The following is a 26688-nucleotide window of genomic DNA, read 5'->3' as shown; positions in this document are numbered from 1 at the left end:
GGGCGGGAAATTTCGTTGTTCGACAACGCCGGTTCGCGAGCGGATACTGAAGAACCATGAAGCCTACCCATAGCGGGTTGCGCATCCAGCTTCTCGACTCATTTACCGTGTACGTCAACGGGAACGCCGTTGCGAACAGCCACTGGCGGCTGCAGAAGGCAAGGGCCGTGGTGGCGATGCTAGCGCTGGCGCATGGTCAGCGTGGCCGTCGCGAGCAGGTATTGGACCGCCTCTGGCCTGACATGGAGCCGATGGCCGCCGCACGGAATCTGCATCAGACCCTGTACGTCGCTCGCCGTGCGCTCGCTAGCGCTGGAGCCAGCAGCGACGGGCTGCTCGCCATCCGCGGTGAAGTGGTCGTGCTGGATGACACTGGTCCGGTCGATGTGGATGTGCTGCGGTTCGAGCGTTCCGCCGTGGCAGCGTTGGCTGCAGGTGACGAGGCAAGCCTGCGCGATGCGGCCGACTTGTACAGTGGTGACCTACTGCCGGAACTGCCGGATGCGGATTGGCTGACGGCACGCCGCGATGAGCTCCGGGAAGTCCATCGCGAGGTACTGGTGAAACTGGCGTCAACGGTAGCGCAGCGCGCGCCGGAGGAAGCGTTGGTCATCCTCAACCATGCACTCGAATCCGATCCCCTCCATGAGGGAGCCGTGCGGGCGCAGATGGTGGTTCTGGCTGGGATGGGCCGCCGGTCGGAAGCATTGGCACGATATGAGCGGCTGGTCGAGGAACTCCTCGACGCGTTGGGGACCGACCCGGACACCCTGACGACGGGATTGTTTCGCGAGTTGCTGACCGGCTCGCCGCCCGAGGAACGCCTCCACCAGCCCGCCGGCGTGACCGGCAGAGACGATGCCATCGGTTACCTGCCATCCCCCTTGACAAGCTTCATCGGGCGCGAGCGTGAGCTGGTTGACGTCGAGCGGCTGATGCGCCATGCTCGCCTGCTCACCCTCACCGGCGCTGGCGGCAGCGGCAAGACCAGACTGGCCTTGAAGGCCGCGAGGACAGTTCGTCCTGAGTACGTGGACGGAGTCTGGTTCGTCGACCTCGCGGCCGTTGGGGAGTCGCTGCTGGTGGCTGATGCCGTAGCAGAGGTCCTCGGGTTGGATTCCGGCGCGGCACCAAGCGGCGTGCAAGCGCTGGTCGACCAACTCCGGCGACGCTCGCTGCTCCTCGTGCTGGATAACTGCGAACACTTACTCGCGGCCTGTGCGCAACTCGTCGTCGCGTTGCTTGACCGATCCCCTGGGGTTAAAGTGCTGGCCACCAGCAGGGAGCCACTCCATGTCGACGGGGAGTACACCTACCGGGTGCCGTCATTGCCCCTGCCCCCGCCCCTGCCCCTGCCCCTGCCGGCCGACGCTCTCGACCTGGCCGTGCTGGGCCGTCTGCCCTCTGTCCGGCTTTTCGTTGAGCGGGCAGCGCAGGTCAGGCCAGGTTTCGCGCTCGACGCCGACAACGCGCAGGGGGTGACAGAGTTGTGCCGACGGCTCGACGGGATGCCGCTGGCCCTGGAATTGGCTGCGGCCAGGACGGCCGTACTCGAACCCGCCGAGATCGTCCAGGGATTGGGCGGTGCTTTGTCCCTGCTCGGCAGAGGAACCAGCGGCGTCACGCGGCACCAGACGCTGCGTGGCACCTTGGAATGGAGCCACGAGCTGCTCACCAAACCGGAGCAGGTTCTGCTGCGCCGGCTGTCTGTGTTCGCGGGTGGGTTCACCCTCGACGCTGTGGTGGCAGTCTGCGCTGATGCGCCCCTCCAGCAGATCGAAATGCTCGACCTGCTGGCCAAGCTGGTAGACAAGTCATTGGTGATCACCGAAAGGACGGGCGCCGGGACCCGATACCGGCAATTGGAGACGGTCCGCCAGTTTGGCCACGAGAATCTCGATCACGCAGGTGAGGCGGCTCAACTGTCGGCTGCGCACTGCGCCTACTTCCTTGCCGTCGCCGAATCCCACAATCCGGAAGGGGCCACCGGGGTGGTCATCGAACAACCGAAGTTGCTCGACCGCGAGCACGACAACCTGCGCGCTGCGTTGCGTTGGTCGTGCGCCCGCGAGCCCGAGACCGCGCTCCGGCTCGCCGCCAGCCTGTGGCGGTTCTGGTTCCTCCGCGGTCACGCGGTCGAGGGAGCACGTTGGGTCGAACGGGCCCTGGCGGTGGCTCCCGACTCGACCCGGCCCCGCGCGGCTGCTCTGATCGGCCTGACCGGGCTGGACAGCCGGCAGGGCCGCGGCGATCGGCATCGGGCTCTCGGCGCGGAGGCCTTGGCAATTATGCGGGAGATCGGCAACCCCGACGAGGTGACGATGGCCCGCCTCATTGAGACCTCGCTCGCCTGGAGCACTTTCGACTTGGACGAGGCCGAACAGCTGGCAGCCGACGTGCACACGGAGGCAGTCGAGGGTGGCAGAGCCGAGCATTGCGCTGCCAGCAGTTGGCTCCTCGGCCAGTGCGCGTTGTCCCGGGAGGACGGACCACTCGCCGCCCGTCACCTAAACACCTGCCTGAGCGAACTCGCACAGGCTGAGACAAGCACTCCGCCCTTCCTGCCGGTGATCACGCCCAGCCTGCAACTGGTCCCGATCGCCGAACGGTTGGTCCCCTGCGTCGAGGAGACCCTGCTGTTGGGCCGGCGGGTTGGCGTCGTCCAAGCCAAAGGCTACGTGCTGTCCGCGATCGGCTACGCGGCCAGGCTTTCGAACGACACGCAGTCTGCGATATCCGCCATCACGGATGCGACCGAACATTTCGCCGAGTTAGGAGATGACCTGGCTAGGGCGCAAACACTTCACCAACTTGGCTGCATTCTGCGTGACTGTGGCGACCACAGCGCGGCCGATGAGGCCCTTTCCTTGGCGCGGGAGCTTCGGCTCGGCCTGGGCGACCGACGCGGCGAGCTGCTGACCGAGATTAATATCGCCCTGCTCCGCGCCATGGGTGGTGATATCGACCGCGGCCTGACAGACGCTCGGCGTTGTCTTTCAGGGTTTGAGTCCGCGGGAGATCAGGTGGGGATGGGCGCCACGCTGACCGTTCTCGGTGCCGTCGAACTGATCTCCGGGGAGGTCCGGGCAGCGCGGGAAATGTACAGGCAGGCAGCGGAAAAGGTCGCCCCCTGGCGGCGACACACGGGCTGGCAACGGTTGATGGTGGCAGAGCTATCCAACGAGCTCGGCGACCCGCAACGGGCGGCCCGCGAAATTGACAGGGCTGGGGCGATTTTCGACCGAACGAGATGCGTCATCGCCGGTCAGCGGCTGGCCGCACTGCGCAGGCGGGACTCGGATGATGATGTTGAGACGGCGTTGAGTGCTCGTTGAGTACGGTTCACTAGCGTGATTCCTGGATCTGACAAACGGGTCTGACAAACCAACAGCAATCAGGAGGAACGCATCGTGACAACGACGCAGACTAGGCCGACCCGCATCGGAGAGGCCACCATCGCCGAGTTCGCCGCCGGGCTGCGCGGCACGGTCGTCCGGCCAGGGGACGCGGACTACGACCACGAACGCAGGATCTGGAACGGGGCCCACGACCGGCGCCCGACGCTCATCGCACGCTGTGCGGGTGTGGCAGATGTGATCCGCACGGTCGATCTCGCGCGCAGCGAGGGGTTGCCGTTGTCGGTTCGCGGCGGTGGACATTCGATCCCCGGGTTTTCCACCGTCGACGACGGTATCGTGCTGGACCTTTCGCTGATGAAGGGGGTCCAGGTGGACCCTGCCCGCCGCCGCGTGGCGGCACAGGCAGGGTGTACCTGGAAGGACTTGGATGCAGAGACCCAGCAATTCGGGCTTGCGGTGACCGGTGGCCTGGTGTCCTCGACCGGCATCGCCGGCTTCACCACCGGCGGCGGCATCGGCTGGCTCGTGCGCAAGCACGGGCTGGCCAGCGACAACCTGGTCGGCGCCGACGTCGTCACCGCTGACGGGCAGTATATTCACGCCAGTGCCGATGAGCACCCCGATTTGTTCTGGGGGCTGCGCGGCGGCGGCGGCAATTTCGGTGTGGTGACGTCCTTCGAGTATCAATTGCACGAAGTGGGGCCCATCGTCCTTTCCGGCCTGGTTTTCTACCCCGCAGAAGAGGCGGAGCAGGTGTTGCGCGGCTATCGGGCGGCCTGCGCGGCGGCCCCCGATGAGCTGACCACGCTGGTCAACATGACCATGGCGCCACCGGTCCCGTTCCTGCCAGAATCAGTGCATGGCAAGCCGGTCATCGCTGTGGGAGGGTGCTGGTCCGGCGATCTCGATGCCGGCGAGGCCGCCACCGCGCCCTTCAGGTCATTGGGCACGGTCATCGCCGATGTGTTCGCGGCCAACCCGTACGCGGGGTGGCAGCAGGCACTCGATCCGCTGTACCCGCGCGGCGTGCACAACTATTTCCGCTCGGCATTTCTGCGCGCCGCCGACGACGCGTCCGTGCGCGTGCTGCTGGACTCGTTTGCGGCATTGCCCAGCGCCATGACGCAGATTCACCTGCACCACCTTGGCGGCGCACTCGGCCGGGTTCCTGTCGACGCAACGGCCTTCGCACTCCGCGACCAGGAATTCATCGTCAATGTTGTGGCGCGCACGCCGACGGCGGAAGGCTTCGCGGATGTCGTCGAATGGGCCCGTGGCGTGACGTCCGCGCTCGGTCCGGATGCGGCGGCCTACGTGAATTTCACAGGTGAAGGGAATACGACGCTCGTCCGGGCGTCGTACCCGGCGGATACATACCGGCGGCTCGTGGCACTGAAGAACGAATACGACCCCACCAATCTATTCCGGTTGAACCAGAACATCGCCCCCACGGTGTGACAGCGCTGCCTGCGTGAGTTGAGACAGGAAGATCCCCGGGTTTCCGGGGATCTTCCTGCCCGTCTCGTGGGAAGCAGGCAAGGAGCGAGCCACAAGCAGCAACGGCAGGAAGCTCGCTCCGGTGTGGACAACGTGCACACCCCTCTTGGCGGGACAAAGCGGCGTTAACCTCTCCCCCAGGCCCTCAGTAATAAGGAAACCGGAGAAGAATCTTCAAGATTCTTCTCCGGTCATGTAGCCCACCAAAGAAGGAGGCCCGATGACCCCAGATCCAAGCACCCGACGGCCCAACCAGCCAGGGCCCTCAACCCGCCACCCACACAACTTCACAGGCAAACCACTGCGGCAAGGCACCAGCCGCGGACAAACGTCAGAGGAACCCAAGCAGGGTCAATGTCCATCCGTTAAAGCAAAAAACCCCTCTGACGAGGGGTCCAGCTGTGCCAGAGGTGGGACTCGAACTGCATTCCTCCCCCGCAAACACTGGAAAATCCCGGCATCGTGCGGAGTCCAGCCCGATCCGGCACCCGTACGACCGGGCCCGAAGTCTCAAGTGTGTACTTTGCACACACCCCAAAGTGGCCAATTCCACGGATCAGGACGAAGCCCCGTCCGAGCTCCTTCGATCGCAGGAAGAGCCCGCTGAGCGTGGATCTTATGTAAAGCTTCCACCAATTTGGCCTGTCCTCGGGCATACGAAATCGCAACCGCTTTAGGTTAACTTCGGTAGCGAGGAGACTGATGGCCAAAGACGCAGCCGCCGCTCAGGGCGCCGAGGAAAGCGCTCCCTAAGAAAGCGCCGGTGGGTGCGGGCACACGAGAGAGGCGGCGGATGTGATTTGGTCGTTGGTTCTAGATCTTTTGGGAACGTTCTTCTTCGCCGTCTCGGGCTGCCTGCTGGCCGCGCGGCGGGCCTTTGACATAGTGGGCTCGCTCTTGCTGGGATCGCTGACCGGGCTCGGCGGCGGCGTGGTGCGGGACCTGATCATCGGCGTTACCCCGACGCCTTTCACTCAGCCGGTGTACCTGGTCCCGCCGGTGGCCGCTGCGCTGCTGGTCTACTTTTTCGCACGCCGTGTCCAGCGGTTCCCGCGGACACTGCTGGTCTTCGACGCCGGCGGCCTGGCACTGTTCTGTACTACCGGAGCAGTCACGGCCCTGGACGCGGGCATGAACCCCGTTTCCGCCGCCCTGCTGGGCGTCACCACAGGGGTCGGCGGGGGGCTGCTGCGTGATGTTGTCGCCAACCGGGACCCGCAGCTCTTCAACCCCCGGGACATCTACGCCGTCCCGGCCCTCCTGGGAGCGGCCCTGATCACAGCCCTGTGGCAGCTGAGCCTGTTCAACGCCGTGACGGAACTCTGCGTCGCGGCCGTGGTCTTCACCCTGCGGGTGCTCTCCCTGCACTTCCGGTGGCGGGTTCCACACGCTGCCCGGTCCCGGCACGGCGCGACCGGGCAAGACCTAGCAGGTCGGACCGGCCCGGCGTAGGTTGGGTGGCAGGGCAGGACGCTCGAACCGGACGAAAGGAGACCTCGTGGCCGCGACCGAACAGATATTGCAACACTATGAGTCAATCCGCCCGGAACAGGAGGACTTCTACAAGGACCTCCACCAAAACCCTGAGCTCTCACACCAGGAACACCGCACCGCCGCCAACGTGGCGCGCAGCATGAGTTCCTACGGCTTCCAAACGGAGACCGGGATCGGGGGAACAGGAGTCGCTGCGGTGCTGCACAACGGCAACGGGCCAACGGTTTTACTCCGGGCCGACATGGACGCGCTGCCCCTGCAGGAACGGACCGGCGCGGACTACGCAAGCACCATCACAGCCCAGGACCGGGGCGGGGACCGGGTGCCCGTCATGCACGCCTGCGGACACGACATCCACGTCGCATGCCTGCTGGGCGCCTCCAGACTGCTCGCCGAGCACCAGGACCAGTGGCGAGGCACGCTCGTGGCCCTGTTCCAGCCCGCCGAGGAAACCGGCGACGGAGCCCGCGGCATGCTCGACGACGCTCTCCTTGATCGCATCCCCTTGCCCGACGTCGCACTCGCCCAGCACGTGCTGCCCGGAGTCGCCGGCCACGTCGCCACCCGGTCCGGTCCGGTCTTATCCAGCGCCGACAGCATCCGCATCACAGTCCACGGCCGCGGCGGCCACGGCTCAATGCCGCAGAACACTATTGATCCTGTCGTGCTGGCCGCCATGATCGTCCTTCGCCTGCAGGCAATCATTTCCCGCGAAACCCCGCCCACCGAACCTGCCGTCCTCACCGTCGGGAGCCTTCACGCCGGAACCAAGAGCAACATCATCCCCGACCAAGCAGTCATGGAACTGAACCTGCGCACCTACACCGACGCCACCCGGCAGCGGATTCTCGACTCTGTCCGACGCCTCGTCCAAGCCGAGTGCGCCGCCAGCGGCTCCCCCAAAGAGCCGGACTTCGAAACCTTCGACAGTTTTCCGCTCACCGTCAACGACGAGGCAACAACCATGCGCGTAGCCGGGGCATTCAGCACCCACTTCGGCGAGCGGGCCGGCAGCCTCGAGCTCCAGACCGCCAGCGAAGACTTTAGCGATATTCCCCGGACCGGCAACATCCCCTACACCTACTGGGGCATCGGCGGAACGGACCCGCAGACCTACAGGGCTGCCGTGCGGGACGGCCGGGTGCTGGAGGACGTTCCGGCCAACCACTCGCCGATGTTCCTGCCCGTCCTCCAGCCGACCCTACAGACCGGAACCGAAGCCCTCGTCACCGCAGCCTTGGCCTGGCTCGGCCTTGATGATTCACCACCGGCCAACCCGGCGGCGCCCTAATCAAAGGATTGGTACGGCAAAGTGTGGGTCAATTCTCCGGCGGTAGGCAGTTCTGCAACACCATGCGCGTCACGTAACCCGTGCAGGGCTCCAGGTAGGCCTGCACTGACTGCAGAAGCGCCAAGCCTTTCTATGCCATGCTGTTTACCGCCGTGAAATAGCAGCCTAGGCGGTGGGCCAGCCCGTGTAGGCCTCGGCGAGGTAGGCACGCCCGTGCCGGGATGACACCACCGAGTTGAGCTCGCCGAGCTGGCGGGCGCGGGAGAAGTCGTCCGCATCTGCCGGGGTGTGCAGCATCGAGGTCATCCAGTAGGAGAACTGCTGCGCTTTCCAGACCCGGTCCAGGGCGCGGTTGCTGTAGGAATCCAGCAGCGCAGAGGAACCGGCGTTGTAGAAGCTGTCGAGGCCCTCGAACAACATCTTGACGTCGTGGATGGCTAGGTTCAGACCCTTGGCGCCGGTGGGAGGGACGGTGTGTGCGGCATCCCCGGCCAGGAATAGCTTGCCGTGGCGCATGGGCGTGTGTACGAAGCTGCGGAACTTCAGGACCATCTTGTCGAGGACCGGCCCTTCCTTGAGTTCGAAGCCGTTGCCGTTAACCCGGGTCCGGAAGGCCTCCCAGATCCGGTCTTCGCTCCAGTTGCTCACGTCCTCGTTGGGATCGCACTGGAAGTACATCCGCTGTACCGTTTCGGTGCGCTGGCTGATCAGCGCGAAGCCCTTCTCCGAGTTTGCGTAAATGAGCTCGTCGGAGCTCCTGGGCGCCTCGGCGAGGATGCCGAACCAGGCGAAGGGGTATTCGTGGAAATACCACTTGCGGTGCGCTTCGGGGATCTGGAAGCGGCAGTGGCTGCGGGAACCGTCGGCGCCCACAATGAAGTCAGCCTGCAGTTCGCATTCGGTGCCGTCCGCGTCAGTGAACCAGACCCGAGGCGCGCCCTCAATGTCGTAGACGGTAGTGTCGCTAACGCTGTAGCGGACGTCGCCGCCGTCCGCTTCCCGGCGTGCGGCAAGGTCCATGAACACATCTGTCTGAGGGTATAGCCAAACGGACTCCCCAACGAGGTCCTTGAAGTCAATGCGGTGGCTCTCGCCATTAAACCGTAGTTCAATGCCGTCGTGCCTGTCCCCCTCACGCAGCACACGGTCCGAGACGCCGCTGTCTACCAACAGGTCGACTGTTCCGGGTTCCAAGATGCCTGCACGGACAGTTTCGGAGATCTCCCTGCGGCTCCGAATTTCAAGGACGGTGGATTCGATGCCCGCCTTCGACAGCAAATGCGAGAGCATCAGCCCTGCGGGACCTGCCCCCAGGATGGCTACCTGCGTGCGGATGATCTTGCGTGACGTCATCGTTTTCCTCGCTTCTAAGATTGTTTTTGCTAGCACCGCGGCAAGGCGTTGTTGGCGCGGGGGGCCGCGAACCCGTAGCCCGCTTGAACGCGCTGCCCTAGGTCCCGGCATGCATCGCCGGGGCTTTCGCGGCTGCTGCGTTAGACACGTCGGTGAATGGACTTGTAGCTCAGGTAAGCGTTGAGCCCCTCAACCCCGTATTCCGTCCCGAGGCCGGAGTCGTGCCGACCGCCGAATGGTGCGGCGTGGTTTGAGGCGAAGAAGTTCAGGCCCACGGAGCCGGTGTCCATGCGGTCCGCAACGTTTAGCGCTGCGTCCGGGTCAGAGCCGAACACGAGCCCGCCCAGTCCGAACTCCGTGTTGTTGGCCAGCGCCACCGCCTCATCGACGTCGTCGTACTTAAGAATGCAGATCACCGGCCCGAAGATCTCTTCGCGGGCGATCCGCATGTCCGGGGTGACGTCGGCGAACACCGTGGGTTCCACGAAGTAGCCGTTCTCCAGCCCGCCGGACAGTGTCGCGGCGCGGCCGCCGGTGGTGGCGCGGGCGCCTTCGGCCAGCCCTGACTCAACGTATTCCAGCACGGTCCGGTACTGGGACTCGGTGGCGCAGGGGCCGAACACCGTGTCGGGCGCGAGCGGGTCCCCCTGCTTCCCGGCAGCGATGGTGGCCGTGACCATGTCCACCACCTCGTCATAGCGGCTGGCGGGGGCAAGGATCCGGGTGGAGATGTAGCAGGTCTGGCCGGTGTTGCGCATGGAGGACTTGATGATGACCTCGGACATGGCGTCCAGGTCCGCGTCGGTCAGCACAATGGCGCTGGATTTCCCGCCGAGCTCCAGCGTGACCGGGCGCAGCAGCTCGCCGCAGGCCGCGGCAATTCTTCGGCCCACCGGAGTCGAACCCGTGAACGCAACCTTGTCCACGCCCGAGTGCTTCACCAGCACGTCCCCCAGCCGGCCGGATCCGGTGACGAGGTTGACGACACCGGCCGGGACCCCCGCCGCGGCGACAGCGTCCATGATCACGCGGATGGACAGCGGAGTGGGCGACGCTGGTTTGATTACCACCGTGCAGCCGGCGAGCAGTGCCGGTGCCAGCTTGATGATCACCAGGTTGATGGGGAAGTTCCAGGGCGCGATCAGCGCGCAGACTCCCAGCGGGTCGCGCCGGACCACGGACTCGCCGCCGCCGCGCGGGAATGGGCGAACATCGTCCCGTTCGAGGTACTCAGCGAGGGTCGCAAAGTAGCGGAGGATCCCCGCCGCGTTCGCAGCCGCGCCAGCGGATTCGGAGACCGGCGAGCCGTTTTCCCGCGAGTTGGTCAGGGACAGCTCCCCGGCCCGCTTTTCCACCTCCTCGGCAATCCGGAGCAGGTAGGCAGCCCGCTCGGAGGGAGCAAGCCGGGGCCACTCCCCCTGGAAGGCCCGCTGGGCAGCGCCGACGGCGGCGTCCACGTCTTCGGGAGTTCCGTCCGGTACCGAGCCCCACACTTCGCCCGTGGCCGGGTCGGTCACTGGGTTCCGGCCGGTGCCCCGCGAAGGTTGCCAGGCGCCGTCGACAAAAATGGTGTCCACATGCGTGTGCGGCAGGGACAGTCCTTGCCTGGCAGCCAGGGCAGGAGCATCGTGGGTGGCGGAAGTCAACGGATTACTCCTGTCTTGAGCAGGGCGTTGGAGCGGTTGAGGTCGGCCGCCGCCATGTCCACGGCAGCCTGGGTGATGAGTTCGGGCACGATTTCGGTGGCCAGCCTGTCGGTGTAGGTGGCAGGGTCCATGGTGAACCACGAGGAAGCCAGCGCGATTCCGGCGCGGTCGAAGCGCCACAGTCTGTCGGCGTCGCGCATTAGCGCGTCCTCCAGGGACCGGGCCACCTGCCGGGTGTCATGACCGTCGATGATTTCGCAGACGCGTTCCACGAAATCAGCCGAGTAGCCCAGTTCCGGCAGCACCCGGCGTGCCACGTTGCAGCCCTGTTGCTCGTGTTCGTAGCGGATGGTGGCTTTGCGCCAGTCACCGGTGAAGCCCTCGGAGATGATGCGGGATTCGTCAACGTGGGCCCAGCCGGTGTCGTGCAGCAGGGTGGCTACACGCACCAGTTCGGCATCGGCGTCGGGGTACGCCCGGCATAAACGCTCGGCGTAGGCCAGGGAAATCGGCAGGTGGATGTCGTTGCCGCGGGTCCGGGTCTCAAAGACCACGGCCTTCCACAGCGCGTCGAGCTCCTCCAGGGCAGCGGGCGTGGTGCAGATGGCGGTGGTGTCCACGGGGCCGGCGGCAGGGACGGGACGGACGCTGTATTCAGCGGCGAAGGCCTCGGCCAGCACGTCCGCCGGTTCAGTGGTGGGGCCGGCTGGGGCGGCCGGAGTCTTGGGGGTGCTCATAATGCTCCTTCGGGTGGCCGGCCGGGTGGCTAGCTGTCCGTGGTGATGGTCTTGAGTTGCGTGGCGGGGTCCGCCGCGGCGTCGGCCGGGATGTTCTGGCCCTTGGCCAGGGCGTTCTTCACGGCCATGAAGTCCAGTGGTGCGTTCACGCAGTCCGCGGCGATGATCTGGCCCTGGCGGTAGTAGAGGACGCTGAACTTGCCGCGCTCCTCATCCCGCCGGAGCACGGTCTGGTCGTAGCCGTTGCAGAGACCCGCGATTTGCAGCTTGAGATCGGCCTGGTTGGACCAGAACCACGGGATGCCGGCGTATTCCTCGCGCCTGCCGGTGAGCGAGTAGGCGGCCACCTTGGCGTGCTCGATGGCGTTGTTGACGCTTTCGAGCCGGATCCGCTCCCCCGGCTCCGAGCCTGGGACGGGGTTGGGCATGTTGGCGACGTCGCCCACGGCCACGGTGGTGCCGTCCGAAGCCAGCGCGAACCGGTCCACCACCACGCCGTTGTCCACGGCCAGACCCAGCTGTTCTGCGAGTCCGGTGTTGGGGATAACGCCGATCCCGATCAGGACAATCTGCGCTGGCAGGACCGTGCCGTCCTGCAGCTCGACGGCGACGACTGAAGTGCCGCCGTCGTCCGCGGTAAAGCGTGCAGCACTGGTGTTGAGCCGGATGTCCAGTCCGCGGGAGCGGTGCGCCTGCACGAAGTACTCGGCAGTCTCCTCCCCCACCGCCCGGCCAACCAGCCGGGGACCGAATTCGAGCACGGTGACGTTCTTGCCCATCTTGTGCAGGCTGGACGCGGCCTCCAGACCGATGAACCCGCCGCCGATCACCACCACGTCCGTGGCGTCGCCCACGCGGGCCTTAAGCGCTAGGGCGTCGTCGGCATTGCGCAGGTACAGCACGCCGTCGAGGTCGCCGCCGTCGAGGTCCAGCTTGCGGGCGCGGGCGCCTACGGTGAGGGCCAGCTGTTTGAAGGGGAACTCCCGGCCGGAGGACGCATGCGCCACCCCGGAGCCGTTTGCCTCCTTGTCGATCCGGACGATGTACTCACCCTTGACCAGGTCCACGTTGTGCTCGGCCCAGTACTCGTTGGAGCGGAAGATCAGGGATTCGCTTTCCACGGTGCCCTGCAGGAACTCCTTGGACAGGGCCGGGCGCTGGTACGGACGGTGGTCCTCATCGCCGAGCAACGTGATGTGCTCGTCGAAGCCGAGAGCGCGCAGCGATACCGCGAGCTGGACGCCGGACTGGCTCGCCCCGATAATCAGCAGCCCCGTGCGGGCCGGGGTGCCCGACGACGCCGCGTCCTCGGCTGCCGCCGCCGGGGCGGCCTGCTCAACCGCGTTGGTGCTCATGGCTACACCTGTGTTTCCGGGGTGGTGACGAACAGTTCGGTCTCGTCCGTCAAGCGCAGCTGGCAGGATAGCCGGGAGGTGTCTTGGCGGTCCACTGCGGTGCCGTAGAGCATCTCATCCTCCATGTCCTCCATGGGCGGGAGCTGCGAAAAGCAGTCTTCCCGGACGAAGACGTGGCAGGTGGCGCAGGACAACGAGCCGCCGCACTCGGCCACGATTCCGGGAACGCCGTTGCGCACCGCGGTTTCCATGACCGAGTCGCCTGCGTTGCCCTCGATGTCGCGGACGGCGCCTTCTGCGTCGGTGAAGTGAACCGTTGGCATGGGTCCTCCTTGGGGTTGAAGTTGGTTAGTGGGCGGATGGCGTGGCCGGTCAGATGAACTGCCGGCCGCCGTCGACCACCATGGTCTGGCCGGTGTAATACGAACTGTCCGGTCCGGCGAGGAAAAGCGCAGCCCCCACAATGTCCTCAGGCTGGCTGGCCCGCTTGATGGCTCCACGGTCCACGCCGTAGTTCTCGGCGTTTTCCATTAGCCCGTAGCTGGCCTCGGTCAGGGTGAAGCCGGGGGCGATCGCGTTGACCGTGATCCCCCGCCGGCCCAGTTCCTTGGCCAAGACCCGGGTCAGGGCCACCACGCCGCCCTTGGAGGCGACGTAATGCAGCCACTGCTCCGAACCACTGAAAATGGTGGCACTGGAGAGGTTGATGACCCGGCCACCCTCCGGCAGGTACGGACTCGCAGCGCGGGTGACCAGCCAGGGGCCCTTGAGGTTCACGTTCATCACCAGGTCCCATTCGGCCGGGTCAATGTCCTCGAACGGGGTACGGGTCACCGTCGCGTACACCGCTGCGTTGTTAAGGACGACGTCGATGCTCCCGTTCCCGAAGTCCGCGCAGCTTCTCGCGAGCTCCTCCGTGGACTCCACACTGGTGACGTCCGCGGAGAAGGCCGCCGCCTCGGCGCCAATTTCGCGGACCAGCTTGGCGGTCTGCTCGGCACCCTCGAGGTTAATGTCCGCCACCGCCACGCGGTAACCGCGGCCCGCGAATCCGAGCGCGAACGCCCGGCCCAGCCCGCCGGCGGCACCGGTGATCAGGACGGTCTTTCCTGTTTCTTGTCCTGCTGCAGGCCTGGCCACCTCAGACATGGCTGTGGCTGTGGCTGTGAGCACCGGGGCCGGACACGAGCAGCTCATCCTCGGCGTCCAGGATCTGTACCGTGCCCTTGGTCCCGTCCACACGCAGCCGCTGCCCGGTCTTGATCGTGGTGGACGCCGAGCCGGTCCCGGTCACGGCCGGGAGCCCGTATTCGCGGCAAACGATGGCCGCGTGGCTCATCATGCCGCCGATGTCCGTGACCGTGGCCTTGATCTTGCCGAAGATCGGGCCCCAGGACGGCGCGGTGACGGTGGCGACAAGGATTTCGCCCTGCTGGACCTCCGAGAGCTGGTCCGCGTCGGTGATCACCCGGGCCAGACCTTCCACCACACCGGGCGACGCGGCCATGCCCCGCAGTCCCCCGCCTTCGACCGCTTTGCCGGCGCCCAGCCACTGCTGGACCTGCTCGGTGGTGATGCCCCAGAGCATCCGGGTGAAGGGTTCGGTGATGGACTCCGGCGGGGTGTTCAGGGCCGGGGCCGGGCGGGCGGTCTTCAGCGCATCCACGATGCCGCGGCGACGTTCGATTTCCTCGGGCCAAAAGTCCGGGCCGATGGGCTTGGCACCCACGCCCCAGCCGGTCACCAGGTCAAAGAGCGCGTCACGGACCTCGTTGCGGCCCAGGTAGAGCAGGTCGTCCGGTTCGGTCCAGAAACCCTCGGCGGCCATCATGCGCGACAGTTCGCGGATCTTGCGCCAGAAAACGCCCATGGTCCAGTGCTCGATGTAGAAGTTGTGGTTCTCCACGTACGGGTAGGCGGTGGCGGCGAGCCCGCGCTTGGCGTCGAAGAGGGCCTGGTTTTCACCTTCCAGGAGGTCCCGGTATTCCTCGATGATGCGGTCGCGTTCGGTGATCAGGGCCTCGACCGGGCGCATGATTTCCTGGCCCTCGTCCACCCGGCGGATGTAGTCCGCGATGTAGCCGAGCGGGATTTCCTGGTGTTCGTTCCAGTACTTATCGTGGCCGTAGAACCCGTTGCCCACGGTGAAGTTGAACCATGGGTCCTTCGCGCCCTCGTACTGGGTCATCCAGCGGTCCCCGCCGGGGGCGCCGGCGACGGCTCCCAAGGTGGCATCGACGTCGTCCGTGTTCCCGAAGTGCGGCTGCAGCTTCAGTTCGACGGCGAGCTTGGCCAGCTGCTTGAGCTCGTCATCCGGACGGAAGAGCTCCATGTCCACGCCCTGCACCATGGTGGCGATGGACTGGTCCGGGATGTTGGGGAACACCTGCTTGCAGAAGTTGAAGAAGTCCAGGTATGCGATGTAGCCGAGGTTGAGGAACTCGAAGTGGTACTGCCAGTTCTGGTAGGCCAGCTGGATCAGCCGGTCGTAGCTTTCCAGCAGCTTCTCGGAGCCGTCTTTGCCCTTGCCGGAGAGGATGTCCTCCATGGGGACCATGTCCGGGAGCTTGGGGAAGGAGATGGTTTCCATTTCGTCGATGGTTCCCTTGACCTTGACGTGCCACTGCTTGAGGAGCTGTTCCCAGTTCTGGAAGTAGTGGCCCACGCGCTGTTCGAACAGGGGCACGCGGGCGGCGATCTGGTCCGCCGGGACCGGGATGGGCGACATGTACAGGTAGCCCAGATGGATGCGGAACTCGATGCCGTTGGCGTTGGGGATCATCAGGTGCCGGGCGTTGTACTGGCCCAGGCATTTGACCGCGAACTCACCGCCGATTGTCTCGAAGGGCTTGAACACGGTAGGCCAGTGCTGGCTGTCGCAGAACCAGAACTTGGCGTCCTCCTGTTCCTTGAGCTTGTCCTGGAAGACCAGATAGTACGGGTAGATCTTTTCCCAGCCCTCGGCGCCGGCGGGAACCGGAAGCTCGGAGGGCTTGGGGAAGGACTTCAGGGACATGGCGGTCCTTTCAATACGGGCTCGGCGTTGAGCCTGGGTGACGGAGCGGACTAGCGGGTCAATACAACTAGAAGGAGGGCTTGAGCAGCGAGGCGGTGATGCTGCCGAGGTTGAATCCTGAAGTGGACAACGGCGTGTTGGCGGCCGGAGGCTGCGTGGCAGCGGGTGCTGCGGCGGAGGGTGCGGGGCTGAGCCCGCTGAAGTAGCCGCCGGCAACGGCCGAGGACGGGACAACTGGTTTGGAGGAGTGCACGGTCTCCGGGCGGGACTGCAGCAGCAGCAGGTTTTCGCCGCCGGGCAGGTCAGCGTCGAGGGCCCATTCGATGTCCTGCGGGCACTTGTAGTGCTTCTCCGCGCGCTTGGCCATCTGCGCGACGGCGGTGAGCTCGGCATCGGTGAGGCTGCGGCGGCCGCGGCGTTCGGCGTCGACCTCACGCTCCACCAGACTGCCGGCTGCGGTGTCCGGGACGAGTTCGGCGTGCTTGTCGCCGAGGTGTTCGGAGACGACGGCCAGGGTGACCTTGTCCAGCATGATGTTGTCCGGCGTGACCTGGCCCGAAACCACCATCTCCCCGACCCCGTAGGAGGAGTCGATGGTGATCTTGGAGCGGTCGCCGTTGGTGGGGTCCATGGTGATCGCGACGCCGGAGACGCGCGCGTTGACCATCTTCTGCACCACCACGGCCATCGAGAGACCCTCGTTGGGAATGTTGTTCTTGAGCCGGTAAATGATGGCGCGGGAGGTGAAGAGGGAGGCCCAGCACTGGCGGATGTGCTCGGTGACCGCCTTGACGCCGTCGAGCCAGAGGTAGGTGTCCTGCTGGCCGGCAAAGGAGGCGTCCGGGAGGTCCTCCGCGGTGGCGCTGGAGCGGACGGCCACCGGGACCGGCGCCTCGAAGCGGGACATCAGGGACTCGTACGCGGTGACGGTGAGTTCGCGCAGGGCCTGCGGCACCGGGCGGGAGCGGATGTCCTCGCGGATGGCGGCGGCGACCTTGTCCACCTGGGCCATGTCCTCCGCGTCCAGGCCGGCGAGGAGTTCGTGGATATCCCGGGTGATGCCGGCTTCTTCCATGAAGGCGTCGAACTGGGCGGTGGTGACCACGAAGCCGGGCGGGACGGGCATGCCGGCGGAGGTCATGGTGACCAGCGAGGCGCCCTTGCCGCCGAGGATTTCGAGCTTCGGTTCGATGCCGCCGTCGAAGAACTGTATGTATTCGTTGCTGTGCATATTTCTCAGGCCTTCCAGCTGACGGGGACGGTCTCGGGGACGCGGAAGGAGAGGTTTTCGCGGAAGGCGATGGCTTCCGGGTTCTCCAGCTGCAGCTCCGGGGCGAGCCGGGCCACTTCCTCGAGCGCGATTTTGGCCTGGAGCTTGGCGAGCATGTTGCCCAGGCAGTAGTGGATGCCGAACCCGAAGGAGAGATGCTCGCGGGCGTTGGGCCGGGTGATATCAAAGTCCTCGCCGGCGTCAAACTTCGTGTCGTCCCGGTTGGCCGAGCCCATCAGGAGCAGCAGCTGGGCGCCTTCCTTGATCGCGACGCCGCCGACTTCGGTGTTCTTGAGGGCCTTGCGGCGCCAGCCGACGATCGAGCCCGCGTAGCGCAGGACCTCGTCGATGGCGGCGGGGATCTTCTTGGAATCCTCCACAAGCTGCTGCCACTGCTCGGGGCGGGCCAGCAGTTCGCGGAGGGCATTGGAGATCAGGGTGGTGGTGGTCTCGTGGCCGGCAAAGAGCAGGCTGTAAAGGACGGAGGCGATCTCGTGGTCGGAGATTTCGGCGCCGTCCTGCTGCGCCTTGACCAGGTCCGCGGTGAGGTTATCGCCGCCTTCCTCGTGGGCCACCCGGACCAGGCGCAGGCACTCCTGCCAGTACTCCACGAGGTTGTGGGCGTGCGGGATCTGTTCCTCGTCGCTCAGGTCGCCCCAGGTCATGGCGGCACGGGAATCGCTCCAGCGCTTGAAGGTGTCCACCTGGGAGACGTCGGCGCCGATCAGGGTCAGGATGGTGATGGTGGGGACGTCATAGGCGAGGTCCTTGACCATGTCTCCGCGGTGTTCCGGCCGCGCGAGCATCGTCTCGAGCAGCTCGACGACGTTCTGCCGGATGAAGGGCTCCAGGGCCTTGTAGCGGCGGGGCGTAAAAGCCTTCTGGACCACGGCGCGGATGCGGGTGTGCTCCGGCGGGCGCCGGGCGGAGAGGCCCGAGTAAGCGGTGAAGCCGCCGTCGTCCATGATCTTCTTGGCCGCGGCGCCGCGTTCGCGGACGGGCGCCTGGGCGTTTTCGCTGGAGAACGTTTCCCAGTCCTCAAAGACGGCCTTGATGTCGTCATAGCGGGAGACGACGTAGAGGCCGATCCGCTCGTCGAACATGACGGGCTGCTCGGCCCGGAGTTCGGCGTAGGCGGGGAAGGGATTCCTCATCTGGAACGGCTCGTAGCCGTGGTGCCCGGCGGGGGCTTTGGCGCCGTGCCCAAAGGGACAGCGGCCGGCCGTTTCAGTCGACGATGACATCTGGGCTCCTTTGTTTTCCGGTCCCGCCGGCAACGCCACTGCTTGCCGCGGGTTCTTACTCACCAGTGTGGCCCGCATCACTGGCGACCGACAGGGTTGGCTTCCACTGAGCGGAAACCAGTTCGTGGAAGGCCGACTGCTGCAGAGGCCGGTTCAGTGTGCTCCCGTAACGTGGCTGCCCAGCAGCGTTTCCAGCGGGATCCGGGCCGTGGCGCGCTCGATCTGCGTCGCGATGCCTCTCAGGACCGGCAGGTGGCGGGTCATCGTGGCGGCCTGGTTGGTGGGGAGCACCAGCCCGATCGCGGCGCCGATCCTGCCGGTATGGAAGACCGGGACGGCGATCGAGCAGGATCCCAGCCGGACCTCCTCCAGAGTGGTGGCGTACCCCTGCTCCCGGATCTGCGCAAGTTCGGCCGCCAGCTTCTGCGGGTCAACGTGGGTGTGGGCAGTGTGCCGCTCGAGCTGCCGGTTCAGGTAAGCGTCGCGGACCCAGTCCTCCTCAAAGGCCAGGATGACCTTTCCGACGGCGGTCGCGTGCATGGGCAGCCGGCCGCCGACCCGGGACGCCCGCGGCACCCGCTTGGAGCCGTAGACCCTGTCGATGTAGAGCACCTCGTGGCCGGCCCGGACCGCCAGGTGCGCAGTCTCGCCGGTCAAGGAAAAGAGGTCCTGGACGTACGGACGGGCAGCATCGCGCAGTTGCCGCCCGGTGTTCTGGGCGAGTTCCCACAGTCGGATGCCCAGCTGGTACCGGCCGTTGGGCTCCCGGGAGAGGAAGCCCCAGTCCGTCAGCTCATTGACCAGCCGGTGGGTAGTGCTTAGCGGCAACCCGGACTTCTCGGCGATGTCACTCAAGCTCAGGGCGCCGCGGGACTTCTCAAATGCCTCCAGGATGGCCAGAACCTTGGAGGTCACGCTCCGGCCTGGTTCGCGGCTGCCGCCGGCCATCGCGACTCCTTATCCAGTAGGTGCAAGTTGCAGACCACCTCCCGGCAGCCCGATCAGAGTCTAGTCCCGGCTCAGGAGCGCACGCCGTTGGGGCCAGAGCGTGACGAATTCCAGTCCGGACAAGGCACGGGCCATCGCTTTCGCTTCCTGTGTGAAGAGGTGGCCGTGGACACGCTGACTGCACAGCCGCAGGGCTTGGTCCCGGTCCAGGCCGAACCAGTCCATGACGGTGTCAACGCCGTGCGGGCTGAGACGCCAAGTCTTGTCCGAGTCTTTGACGATCGCATCCTCAATAGAAAGCGCGGTACGCCGGGAGTCGTGCCCGTCAATGATGGCAAGGATTTCCGCGACCTTCGAGGGGTCATAGCCCGTGTGGGCCAAGATGCCTGCGGCCAGCCTGGCACCTTCCTTTTCGTGAAGAAGGACCAGATCCGGCCTTCCGCCTCCCGGCGCAATCGCCTGCAAAACCTGGTCCGGCGGCACTTCAGACCAGCCCACATCGTGAAGCATCAGGGCAGGAAGGACTACAGCAGCGTCGGCCTCAGGGTGCGATTCAAGCAGGGCATAGGCAAGACCTAGTGCATACAGGGTGTGCGCGTCATTGTCTCGCACACGCAGCAAGGGAGCAGCGAGCTCCCACACGGCAACAAGACTTTGGTCCAGGGCAATGACACCGTCGGGTTCCGCTTCGATGCTGGCGGTGACGTCCTGGCCGTAGTGGTTTGCAGCAGGCAGCAACTTAGTCATAATGCAATCATCTTTCGTCACTTAGGACGGCGACAACAACAGTCTCCCGCTCAGTGGAACTCAGCCAGACGGAACAGCTGGGTGTAGAAGCTCCGAACGGCAGGATCGAAAACGGGTAGCCGCTCCCCGCAAATCAACGGCTGACCGGCTAGCCGTCCAAGACGCGTCCGGTGTTGACGGCCTCGAGCTCGCGGACATCTTCCCTGCTGGCGCCTGTGTCCAGTAGCTGGCCGAGGACGCGTTCTTAGGAGTCGATGGGAAGAGATTGTTCTTCTGCCCGAGGTCGGAACCGTTCATTGTGTTGTCGATTCCCACCGCGTTGATGAAGCTGAGCATGGTGTCAACGTTCCACTGGAAGAAGGGGGTGCGGTCGTAAGATCCGCCGGAACTGGGCTACCGGCTACGCCATGCGGCCTGGGGAAAGGGCCACGCGACGGAGGGATCGCGGGCGCTGATCGCCAAGGGGTTCACCGAGTTCGGAGTACAGCGGGTTGCAGCCTCGACCATGGCAGTAAACACAGCCTCCCGAAGGGTGATGGAGAAATCCGGGATGCGCCTCGTGCGGGCCTCACAGTCCTGACATCCATACCGGCGGTGGGCGTCAGGACAACCGAACGGGTCGTCACCGACGTCGTCGGTAAGAAATTCACCACCGCAGGCCACCTCGCCTTATGCGCGGGCCTGTCCGCGTCACGTGGCGCTCCGGATCCTTCGCCCGCCGGGACCCACGCCTTCCGCACAGGCAACAAGGAGCGGAGCAGGTGAAGCCCCTTCTGACCGGGCGGGTGGAGGACTGGCGGGCCGCGTATGCCTACACCGCCGGCATGCAGGCATTCATCTATGGCTTCCCCTACATCTACAATGCCAGGTTGCGGCACGAGTGGGTGACCAACCCCCGCGATCCCGAGGTGGTGCCGTACGCCGCGGTGAACCACTTCTGGCATGCCGGCCGGCTGCTGGATGCCTCCTACCGGGATGGTGGCTGCCCGAACAACGACACGCTGTATTCGCTGGCTTGGCTGGGCCTGCGGGAGGGCCCGGTCGTGCTGTCGCACCCGGGAATGGGCGAGCGGTACTTCACCTTTGAGATCATGGGCTTCACCTCCGATAACGTTGGCTACGTCGGGCAGCGCACCACCGGCAGCGGGGCTGGCAACTTCGCGATCATTGGCCTCGGCTGGCACGGCACCCTGCCCGACAACGTACGGAGCACCCAGCCCTCGCCGACGCCGTGGGTGCTCCTGCTCGGCCGCACCCTGGTCACCGGCCCGGAGGACCTGCCGGCCGCCCGGTCCCTGCAATCCCAGTACCGGCTCACCCCGCTGCACCTGTGGGGACAGGCTGGCGCCAAGGTCCCCGAACACCGGGACGTCTACGCCCCGACCCCGCCCACGGAGGATCCATATGCTAGCGGAAAACCCGCCACCGTCCCACCACGCTGTCCTGCTCGAGCAGTTCGCCCGTATCGGCATCGGCCCAGGCCTCGACGTCGAAGACCAGCCGAAGTCGGCGCAACAGGGCCGTGCCGCCGCCGTCGGCACGGCCCTGTTGCGCCGGCATTTCCTCAGCGGCGACTGGGCCACCAACATCAACGGCTGGCGCATCGCTAACCCTGCCCTCGCCCTAGACCTGGCCGGTGACCCGCTCTTTGAACTCGGTAACCACGGAACCTCTCACTGCCCGCTCTCCGTCACGGGCCAAAGCGCATACGGGATCCCGGGCACCAGGAACCCCGGCGAGGTCTACGACGAGATCATGACCAACCACGCCCGCCTCACCCACCTCACCGGACGACGGCCCCGCTACTTCAGACCCGGAACCGCGTACCTGGATGAAGTCGCCGCAGCAATAGTCCATTCCCTGGGTCTCATACCGGTCGGATTCACCATCAACGGTGACGCCGGCGCCACCTTCCCCGCCGCCACAGTCACACGCGAGATCTCCCGGGCACGGGCGGGCGACATCGTCATCGCCCACGGCAACCACCCAGGCGGCGGGACAGCCCCCGGCCTCGCGCATGCCTTGAAAGCCATGAAGGACCGCGGCGAAACGTTCCTCCCGCTCCCCCGGACGACCAACACCTGACCCGGCCCGGCCCTCCACTGACAGATGCTGACCGCCTTGGTACCGGACCATCCGGCGGCCCTCCGCCCCATAAGGTGTGAGCATGGTCAACAACCTTCCGTGAGCACCCGCTCACCCTGTAAAAGGAGGCAACAAGACCGGTGGCAGCCACGGGCTCCAATGCGTCAAGCTTCCGGGGGCGGGTGACTCGTTCGCCTCAGGATTCCATGCCCGGGTACCCATACGCGTGGCTCGGCCCCCGATGAACTACGACCTCGCGCCCGACTGGCTCAACTCCAACGCCGCAGCGTCCGTCCCCGATTACGCCACCTTGGTTGAACTCGAACACTTCGACGGACTCACCATCAGCACCCCCGATGGCCGTTACCCATCATCGACGACGCACTCGACGCAGCCGCGACCCTCAAGCCCGAAGCTGGGGAATGAATCCTCGGCCACACGAGATCGACACTCAATGGACACCAGCAGCAACCGTGGGCACTTCAGGAGCAAGCCGCGGGGCGACTCCAACTGACCAACGCCTCGCGACCACGCCGCTGGAGATTCTGCAGGAGCTGAAGGAACTGGCGACCACTGAACGCCATGGCGCCATCGATCCTGCAGGCGCCTGACATGCACCCGTTGTCCGGATGAGGCAACGGAAACACGTGCTGGTCCTCTTACGCACCCGGCTCGTTGCCCTGGGCCAGACCCCCGTTCAAAGCAGAAGCACCACCCCCGCTGTGGATGAACACCGTCCGGGCCATTTTCTGGGCCGGGGAATCCGTGCGCACACCGGGCCAGCTCGAGAAACCTCGGAAAGGCTTCAGGATCTTCGGGCGCGTTCGCAGGAGGGCGCTGAGGCGGTGCAGTCAGCGCTGCAAGCCACCTGTAGGGTCGGATCATGATCCAGACCGTCGCCGTGCCGACCTTGTCGTCCTATCACTGGCTTGGCATCCCGATCGCCGTCGCCGGAGCGATCCTGCTGGCCCTCGGCACCCTCTTCCAACACAAAGCCGTGGACGAGCAGGGACCCGCGTCGGGGCGCGCCGCCGGGAGCATGGGCGGGGGCCGGTTGCAGACCCTCCTGGGCAAACCGGCCTGGCTCGCCGGCACAGCCATGCTGGGAGCAGCAATACTCCTGCAACTCACCAGTCTGAGATTCTCACCCCTGATCGTTGTGCAGCCCATCGGCGCGGTCGCCCTTGTGGTCACGACCCTGGCCACCGCCAGAATGACCAGGAGGTCCCCGGGCCGCCGCGCGCTCACATCCGTGGCCCTGTGCATTGCCGGTGTCGGGGTGTTCGTTGCAGTCGCTGCAGTTTCCGCGCGGGACGTTGAAATCAATGACCGGCACCTCATCACTATTCTGATACTGCTCGGCGCCGTCCTCGCCGCGCTCGGCACAGGTTTCGGTCTCTGGCGCCACCGCTGGGGCGCCGTCGTGTTCACCGCCGGAGCCGGGATCCTCTTCGGGTTCGTCGCGGTCCTGGCCAAAACCGTCATTGCCCGACTCTTCCAGGGCGACTTCGAATGGCTATCCCTGACATGCCTGGCAGGGCTAATCATCGCCGCCCTGTTCGGGACATTCCTGGTCCAAAACGCCCACACCCGAGGGACATCCGAACTCGTCGTCGCAGGCCTGACAGTAATCGATCCGCTCGTCGCCGTCACCCTTGGCATCACCGTCCTCGGTGAGGCCGACACAGCCCCGGCAGAAGCATTCATCGCATTCCTACTCGCCGGCGCAACAGCCGTCGCCGGAGTCCTCCTGCTGGCGACGGTCAAAAAGGCACCGGCCAGCGCTACGGCCGAATAACCCGGACCCGGCACAGCTGTTTCAGAGTGGAGACTTGGATGCGTCTGCCCGGGCAGATCAGTACGGCGTCGGCCACGGTCGGAGCCGGACCCGCCTGCAGTCGCCAAGATCGACGAGCCTCCCGGTATTCCTCACACGCTATTAAGGGTGGGTGGGAACATTCAACCTAGGAGGTCTTCACCATTCCGCGGTGTATGTCATGTCTCATGACCTCGTGGACACTTCATGTCTCAACTGATCGTGGACAGTTCATGTCTCAGGACTTCGTGGACAGTTGCTTGGCCGTGCCGTTGAGGCCCGATGTAGACGGTTCCTTTGGGCGGGCGCGGGTGGCTGATGATTTCGGTTCCCCGTGCGTCGAAGAACATGATGGTTCCGTCGTCGTAAAGGACGTGGATCTGTTCTCCTGCGTGGTTCGTGCCGATGTAGAAGTGCATGCCGATGACGGTGACTTCGCCCTGACGCCCCACCTTTCGTTGCACGCTCTGGCGCGGTGTGGGCTTGCGGGTTTCGGGGGTCGGGGGTTCGGGCGGCAAGACTTTCGCGGTGGCGTTCCAGGCCTCGGCCGGCGTCGTGCCCGGCGGCAGCGCCTGGGGTTCACGCTCGGTGTTGTACTACGTGTCGAAGACATCGACATGGGCCTGCAGTTCGGCGATGGCCCCGGCCCGGGGATGGCGGTTCAGGTAGGTGTGCAGGGTCCGGTGGAAGCGCTCATTCTTGCCCTGGGTGGTGGGTTTGTAGGGTTTGCCGGTGATCGGCACGACGCCCAGGGTCTTGAGGTACGTGATGGCGGTCGGACTCCTTGGCGTCGCAGTTTGGCGGCGACGCTCAGCGGTCCGTAGTCATAGCCGAGGCCCTTGAGGGACTCCCGGGTCGCGAGAGCCAGTTCCGCCAACGACGTCTCGACCTTGGCCGGGCTGGTCGCCGGCCTGGTCGAGGCCGTTTCCATGGCCTTGACCGTCCCCACGGCGGCAGCAGCGGCCCTAATCTTGTAAAACCAGGCCCGGGACACCTTATGACGTTGGCAGAACCGGGTAACCGCACCCCTCTCCGCGTCGTCAGGCCATGTCGCCACCAAATGCCGGATCTTGATATCGGGGTGCATTTTGCTCATGACCCGAGCAAAACCGCTCCGAGTGTCCACGATGTCCTGAGACACACTGTCCACGATGTCCTGAGACAGAAATGGCCATTAAGTCATGAGACTCAACAGGTCGCCACGGCGACACGCAGACTTCTGAACAGAGGGAAGACGGACAGGTCCTGGACTGGGCCGGCATGCGCGCGGCTGGCCCGTCCCCGCTCCCCCGCTCAGACTCCGGGCCGGCACTCCCCCATGCCGAGAAGGAACAGACCGTTAAGGTCTCCGGCTTGGTAGGTGGTCACTCCGAGGGTGGCGGACGGATACATCAGCTGCGTCGGGTCCTGGACGTGAGCCAGTCCCACGAGGTGGCCGAGTTCATGTTCGATGGTGCCGCGGGCCTGGGCCAGACCTTCCTGCTGGATCATGGCCTGCAGGCCGGGCGCGTTCAGTCTCAGCTGACCGCTGACATAGGTGAAGCCGGTGGTTCCGTTGCGGACCGCCTCACTGCCGCCCAGGCCCAGGACGGTGTGGGGATCCCTGGCGGCGGTGAAGCGGGGCTCCTCGGCGGTGGTTTCCCAGGCGATGAGCACCGGCGCCCAGCGGTCCCCGTACCGGTCCGGCTGGTAGGCCTCGCGCTGCGCGGACGGGGCCTCGGAGGTGGCCCCGTCGTGGAGGAACACCAGCCCGGTCGCCTGGGATACCGCGGCGATGGCTTGTTCGATGAGTTCGGGTCCGTCCGCCGGCTCGTTCGCGGTACGAACGACGTAATGGATCGGCCGGCACGGGTCGTACGTGACCGGCTGACCGCTCTTGTCCTTGTTCGTGAAAGCGTAGGCGGAGGACGTGGCGGCCACCGGTGCGGGCCGGCCCAACTGGGCACGGGCCTCTTCGTGGCCCGGAGTCGGGCTGGCAATGAGGGGTACGGACCCGTTGATGTCATCCGGGGCAGGAGAATCGGCAGGGTGCGGGCCGGTCTTGTAGATCAGTGGGCCATCGTCGCCGCTGTCGCTGGTGGGCGGAGCTTTCGCGGGGACGGGAGCGGGGGCGGAGGCGGAGGCGGAGGCGGAGGCGGAGGCGACAGGGTACGCCGGCGGCTTCAGGTAACCATGCATAAAGAGGTTGAGGCCGAACAGTAGTGCGCCGGCGGTGACGGCCGCGGTGACCTTGACGCTGCCCCGGTAGGGCCGGGCCGGCCCCGGGCCGATGCGCGAACGGGTATCCCGATAGAAGGGGTGGGTGTAGGCCTGATATGCGTCCCAGCCCGGCGGCGGAACATATGCGGGGTCGTTCCAGTTCTCGGGCGCGACCGGGGCTCCGGCCTGACCATGCGTCCACAGCGGAATCCGCTGCTCTTCCCCTGGCTCCCCCGGTTCATTCATCGGCGCCTGCACCCCCATCGTCGTCGGTTCCGGTGTCAGCGTAAGGGAAACCGAGCCGTCGCACCACGTCCAGGGCCGCTTTTACCCCGGCGTCGTAGCTGTCCTCGATTTCGCTGCTGCGAGGTTGGCTCCGCAAACCCCACACGGCGGCAGCGTATTCACGATGAACCCGGCCGCGCACCTCGGTGAGCTCGTGCTCGGCGGCCATCCGCAGCCCGTGCGGGGTCTGGTTCCTGGACCGGCAAAAGGTCAGCAGGTACCGGTGCCCGTCGGACGGGTCATGGATCGGCATTTCCAGAGGTGGATTCTAACCATCGTCGCAACACCTGAGCATTTCAGGAGTTGCAATGGCAGTAGAGAAGAAACGGCAGCTGAAACGCCGGGC

The 26688-nt window shown here is 65.7% G+C and carries 24 protein-coding genes and 1 pseudogene; 10 read left to right on the top strand and 15 right to left on the bottom strand.

What is annotated here, in order from left to right; all coding sequences use genetic code 11:
- Positions 1-56 precede the first annotated feature (56 nt).
- The 4 genes from AB4Y72_RS14285 to AB4Y72_RS14270 all read left to right on the top strand — a co-directional run bounded on the left by AB4Y72_RS14285 (position 57) and on the right by AB4Y72_RS14270 (position 7641).
- On the top strand, positions 57-3335 hold the full coding sequence (locus AB4Y72_RS14285; RefSeq protein ID WP_441426818.1) for an ATP-binding protein: 3279 nt from the start codon (positions 57-59) through the stop codon (positions 3333-3335).
- Between the two features lie 75 nt (positions 3336-3410).
- A complete protein-coding gene (locus tag AB4Y72_RS14280; protein ID WP_441426817.1) occupies positions 3411-4817 on the top strand; it encodes an FAD-binding oxidoreductase in 1407 nt (468 codons plus the stop codon).
- An 846-nt stretch (positions 4818-5663) separates the two neighbouring features.
- The gene (locus AB4Y72_RS14275) at positions 5664-6308 is read left to right on the top strand and encodes a trimeric intracellular cation channel family protein (RefSeq protein ID WP_441426816.1); all 645 of its coding nucleotides are present in this window, start codon (positions 5664-5666) and stop codon (positions 6306-6308) included.
- A 46-nt stretch (positions 6309-6354) separates the two neighbouring features.
- Entirely contained in the window at positions 6355-7641 is a 1287-nt protein-coding gene (locus tag AB4Y72_RS14270; protein WP_441426815.1) for a M20 family metallopeptidase, read from the top strand.
- Positions 7642-7806: 165 nt separating this feature from the next.
- On the opposite strand, the gene AB4Y72_RS14265 is transcribed toward AB4Y72_RS14270, so the two are convergent.
- The 11 genes from AB4Y72_RS14265 to AB4Y72_RS14215 form a co-directional block, all read right to left on the bottom strand.
- Positions 7807-8994 carry a 4-hydroxybenzoate 3-monooxygenase gene (locus tag AB4Y72_RS14265; protein ID WP_441426814.1) on the bottom strand — a complete coding sequence of 396 codons (1188 nt, stop codon included), beginning with the start codon at positions 8992-8994 and terminating at the stop codon, positions 7807-7809.
- A 140-nt stretch (positions 8995-9134) separates the two neighbouring features.
- On the bottom strand, positions 9135-10640 hold the full coding sequence (locus tag AB4Y72_RS14260; RefSeq protein WP_441426813.1) for an aldehyde dehydrogenase family protein: 1506 nt from the start codon (positions 10638-10640) through the stop codon (positions 9135-9137).
- Entirely contained in the window at positions 10637-11377 is a 741-nt protein-coding gene (locus tag AB4Y72_RS14255; protein ID WP_441426812.1) for an HD domain-containing protein, read from the bottom strand. Before AB4Y72_RS14255 ends, AB4Y72_RS14260 begins: the two co-directional genes overlap by 4 nt.
- 29 nt (positions 11378-11406) lie before the next feature.
- Positions 11407-12732 (bottom strand): NAD(P)/FAD-dependent oxidoreductase, encoded by a 1326-nt coding sequence (locus AB4Y72_RS14250; RefSeq protein WP_441426811.1) that lies wholly within the window; start codon positions 12730-12732, stop codon positions 11407-11409.
- Positions 12733-12734: 2 nt separating this feature from the next.
- Positions 12735-13055, bottom strand: a complete 321-nt coding sequence (locus AB4Y72_RS14245; RefSeq protein ID WP_441426810.1) for a 2Fe-2S iron-sulfur cluster-binding protein — start codon at positions 13053-13055, stop codon at positions 12735-12737.
- Positions 13056-13104: 49 nt separating this feature from the next.
- On the bottom strand, positions 13105-13881 hold the full coding sequence (locus AB4Y72_RS14240; RefSeq protein WP_441426809.1) for an SDR family NAD(P)-dependent oxidoreductase: 777 nt from the start codon (positions 13879-13881) through the stop codon (positions 13105-13107).
- Positions 13874-15748, bottom strand: coding sequence for a PEP-utilizing enzyme (locus AB4Y72_RS14235; RefSeq protein WP_441426808.1), 1875 nt, complete (start codon positions 15746-15748; stop codon positions 13874-13876). Before AB4Y72_RS14235 ends, AB4Y72_RS14240 begins: the two co-directional genes overlap by 8 nt.
- Before the next feature lie 67 nt (positions 15749-15815).
- Entirely contained in the window at positions 15816-16979 is a 1164-nt protein-coding gene (locus AB4Y72_RS14230; RefSeq protein ID WP_441426807.1) for a PEP/pyruvate-binding domain-containing protein, read from the bottom strand.
- A gap of 5 nt (positions 16980-16984) precedes the next feature.
- The gene (locus AB4Y72_RS14225) at positions 16985-18262 is read right to left on the bottom strand and encodes a cytochrome P450 (RefSeq protein WP_441426806.1); all 1278 of its coding nucleotides are present in this window, start codon (positions 18260-18262) and stop codon (positions 16985-16987) included.
- Between the two features lie 153 nt (positions 18263-18415).
- On the bottom strand, positions 18416-19210 hold the full coding sequence (locus AB4Y72_RS14220) for an IclR family transcriptional regulator (protein ID WP_441426805.1): 795 nt from the start codon (positions 19208-19210) through the stop codon (positions 18416-18418).
- 60 nt (positions 19211-19270) lie between these two features.
- Positions 19271-19957: an HD domain-containing protein gene (locus tag AB4Y72_RS14215; protein ID WP_441426804.1), complete on the bottom strand. Its 687-nt coding sequence runs from the start codon at positions 19955-19957 to the stop codon at positions 19271-19273.
- A 388-nt stretch (positions 19958-20345) separates the two neighbouring features.
- On the opposite strand from AB4Y72_RS14215, the gene AB4Y72_RS14210 reads away from it, so the two are divergent.
- The 5 genes and pseudogenes from AB4Y72_RS14210 to AB4Y72_RS14190 all read left to right on the top strand — a co-directional run bounded on the left by AB4Y72_RS14210 (position 20346) and on the right by AB4Y72_RS14190 (position 23840).
- A complete protein-coding gene (locus AB4Y72_RS14210; protein WP_441426904.1) occupies positions 20346-20537 on the top strand; it encodes a GNAT family N-acetyltransferase in 192 nt (63 codons plus the stop codon).
- Positions 20531-20707 (top strand): annotated as a pseudogene (locus AB4Y72_RS14205) (transposase); the annotation flags it as partial. The gene AB4Y72_RS14210 and the pseudogene AB4Y72_RS14205, both read left to right, overlap by 7 nt.
- An 11-nt stretch (positions 20708-20718) precedes the next feature.
- The gene (locus AB4Y72_RS14200; RefSeq protein WP_441426803.1) at positions 20719-21567 is read left to right on the top strand and encodes a DUF1254 domain-containing protein; all 849 of its coding nucleotides are present in this window, start codon (positions 20719-20721) and stop codon (positions 21565-21567) included.
- Positions 21506-22042, top strand: a complete 537-nt coding sequence (locus AB4Y72_RS14195; protein ID WP_441426802.1) for a polysaccharide deacetylase family protein — start codon at positions 21506-21508, stop codon at positions 22040-22042. Before AB4Y72_RS14200 ends, AB4Y72_RS14195 begins: the two co-directional genes overlap by 62 nt.
- An 883-nt stretch (positions 22043-22925) precedes the next feature.
- Complete coding sequence (locus AB4Y72_RS14190; RefSeq protein ID WP_441426801.1) at positions 22926-23840, top strand: DMT family transporter; 915 nt, start codon at positions 22926-22928, stop codon at positions 23838-23840.
- Positions 23841-24070: 230 nt separating this feature from the next.
- On the opposite strand, the gene AB4Y72_RS14185 is transcribed toward AB4Y72_RS14190, so the two are convergent.
- On the bottom strand, positions 24071-24376 hold the full coding sequence (locus tag AB4Y72_RS14185; RefSeq protein ID WP_441426800.1) for a hypothetical protein: 306 nt from the start codon (positions 24374-24376) through the stop codon (positions 24071-24073).
- A 78-nt stretch (positions 24377-24454) separates the two neighbouring features.
- On the bottom strand, positions 24455-24601 hold the full coding sequence (locus tag AB4Y72_RS14180; RefSeq protein WP_441426799.1) for a hypothetical protein: 147 nt from the start codon (positions 24599-24601) through the stop codon (positions 24455-24457).
- Between the two features lie 96 nt (positions 24602-24697).
- Between AB4Y72_RS14180 and AB4Y72_RS14175 the strand changes: the two genes are divergently transcribed.
- A complete protein-coding gene (locus AB4Y72_RS14175; RefSeq protein ID WP_441426798.1) occupies positions 24698-24835 on the top strand; it encodes a hypothetical protein in 138 nt (45 codons plus the stop codon).
- 316 nt (positions 24836-25151) lie between these two features.
- Here AB4Y72_RS14175 and AB4Y72_RS14170 read toward each other — a convergent pair whose 3' ends face one another.
- Positions 25152-26303 carry a peptidase M10A and M12B matrixin and adamalysin gene (locus tag AB4Y72_RS14170; RefSeq protein WP_441426797.1) on the bottom strand — a complete coding sequence of 384 codons (1152 nt, stop codon included), beginning with the start codon at positions 26301-26303 and terminating at the stop codon, positions 25152-25154.
- Positions 26296-26595: a hypothetical protein gene (locus tag AB4Y72_RS14165; protein ID WP_441426796.1), complete on the bottom strand. Its 300-nt coding sequence runs from the start codon at positions 26593-26595 to the stop codon at positions 26296-26298. The genes AB4Y72_RS14170 and AB4Y72_RS14165 overlap by 8 nt, the downstream gene beginning before the upstream one ends.
- Positions 26596-26688: the final 93 nt, after the last annotated feature.

Source organism: Arthrobacter sp. YAF34, from assembly GCF_052113245.1.
GTDB lineage: Bacteria > Actinomycetota > Actinomycetes > Actinomycetales > Micrococcaceae > Arthrobacter.
The sequence above is the reverse complement of the archived record's forward strand: the minus strand, read 5'-3'. Positions and strand labels throughout refer to the sequence as shown.

Coding starts and splice junctions, on each gene's coding strand:
- AB4Y72_RS14285 (WP_441426818.1), top strand. CDS start 57: ATGAAGCCTACCCATAGCGGGTTGCGCATCCAGCTTCTCGACTCATTT.
- AB4Y72_RS14265 (WP_441426814.1), bottom strand. CDS start 8,994: ATGACGTCACGCAAGATCATCCGCACGCAGGTAGCCATCCTGGGGGCA.
- AB4Y72_RS14255 (WP_441426812.1), bottom strand. CDS start 11,377: ATGAGCACCCCCAAGACTCCGGCCGCCCCAGCCGGCCCCACCACTGAA.
- AB4Y72_RS14250 (WP_441426811.1), bottom strand. CDS start 12,732: ATGAGCACCAACGCGGTTGAGCAGGCCGCCCCGGCGGCGGCAGCCGAG.
- AB4Y72_RS14245 (WP_441426810.1), bottom strand. CDS start 13,055: ATGCCAACGGTTCACTTCACCGACGCAGAAGGCGCCGTCCGCGACATC.
- AB4Y72_RS14240 (WP_441426809.1), bottom strand. CDS start 13,881: ATGTCTGAGGTGGCCAGGCCTGCAGCAGGACAAGAAACAGGAAAGACC.
- AB4Y72_RS14235 (WP_441426808.1), bottom strand. CDS start 15,748: ATGTCCCTGAAGTCCTTCCCCAAGCCCTCCGAGCTTCCGGTTCCCGCC.
- AB4Y72_RS14230 (WP_441426807.1), bottom strand. CDS start 16,979: ATGCACAGCAACGAATACATACAGTTCTTCGACGGCGGCATCGAACCG.
- AB4Y72_RS14225 (WP_441426806.1), bottom strand. CDS start 18,262: ATGTCATCGTCGACTGAAACGGCCGGCCGCTGTCCCTTTGGGCACGGC.
- AB4Y72_RS14220 (WP_441426805.1), bottom strand. CDS start 19,210: ATGGCCGGCGGCAGCCGCGAACCAGGCCGGAGCGTGACCTCCAAGGTT.
- AB4Y72_RS14215 (WP_441426804.1), bottom strand. CDS start 19,957: ATGACTAAGTTGCTGCCTGCTGCAAACCACTACGGCCAGGACGTCACC.
- AB4Y72_RS14190 (WP_441426801.1), top strand. CDS start 22,926: ATGATCCAGACCGTCGCCGTGCCGACCTTGTCGTCCTATCACTGGCTT.
- AB4Y72_RS14170 (WP_441426797.1), bottom strand. CDS start 26,303: ATGAATGAACCGGGGGAGCCAGGGGAAGAGCAGCGGATTCCGCTGTGG.
- AB4Y72_RS14165 (WP_441426796.1), bottom strand. CDS start 26,595: ATGCCGATCCATGACCCGTCCGACGGGCACCGGTACCTGCTGACCTTT.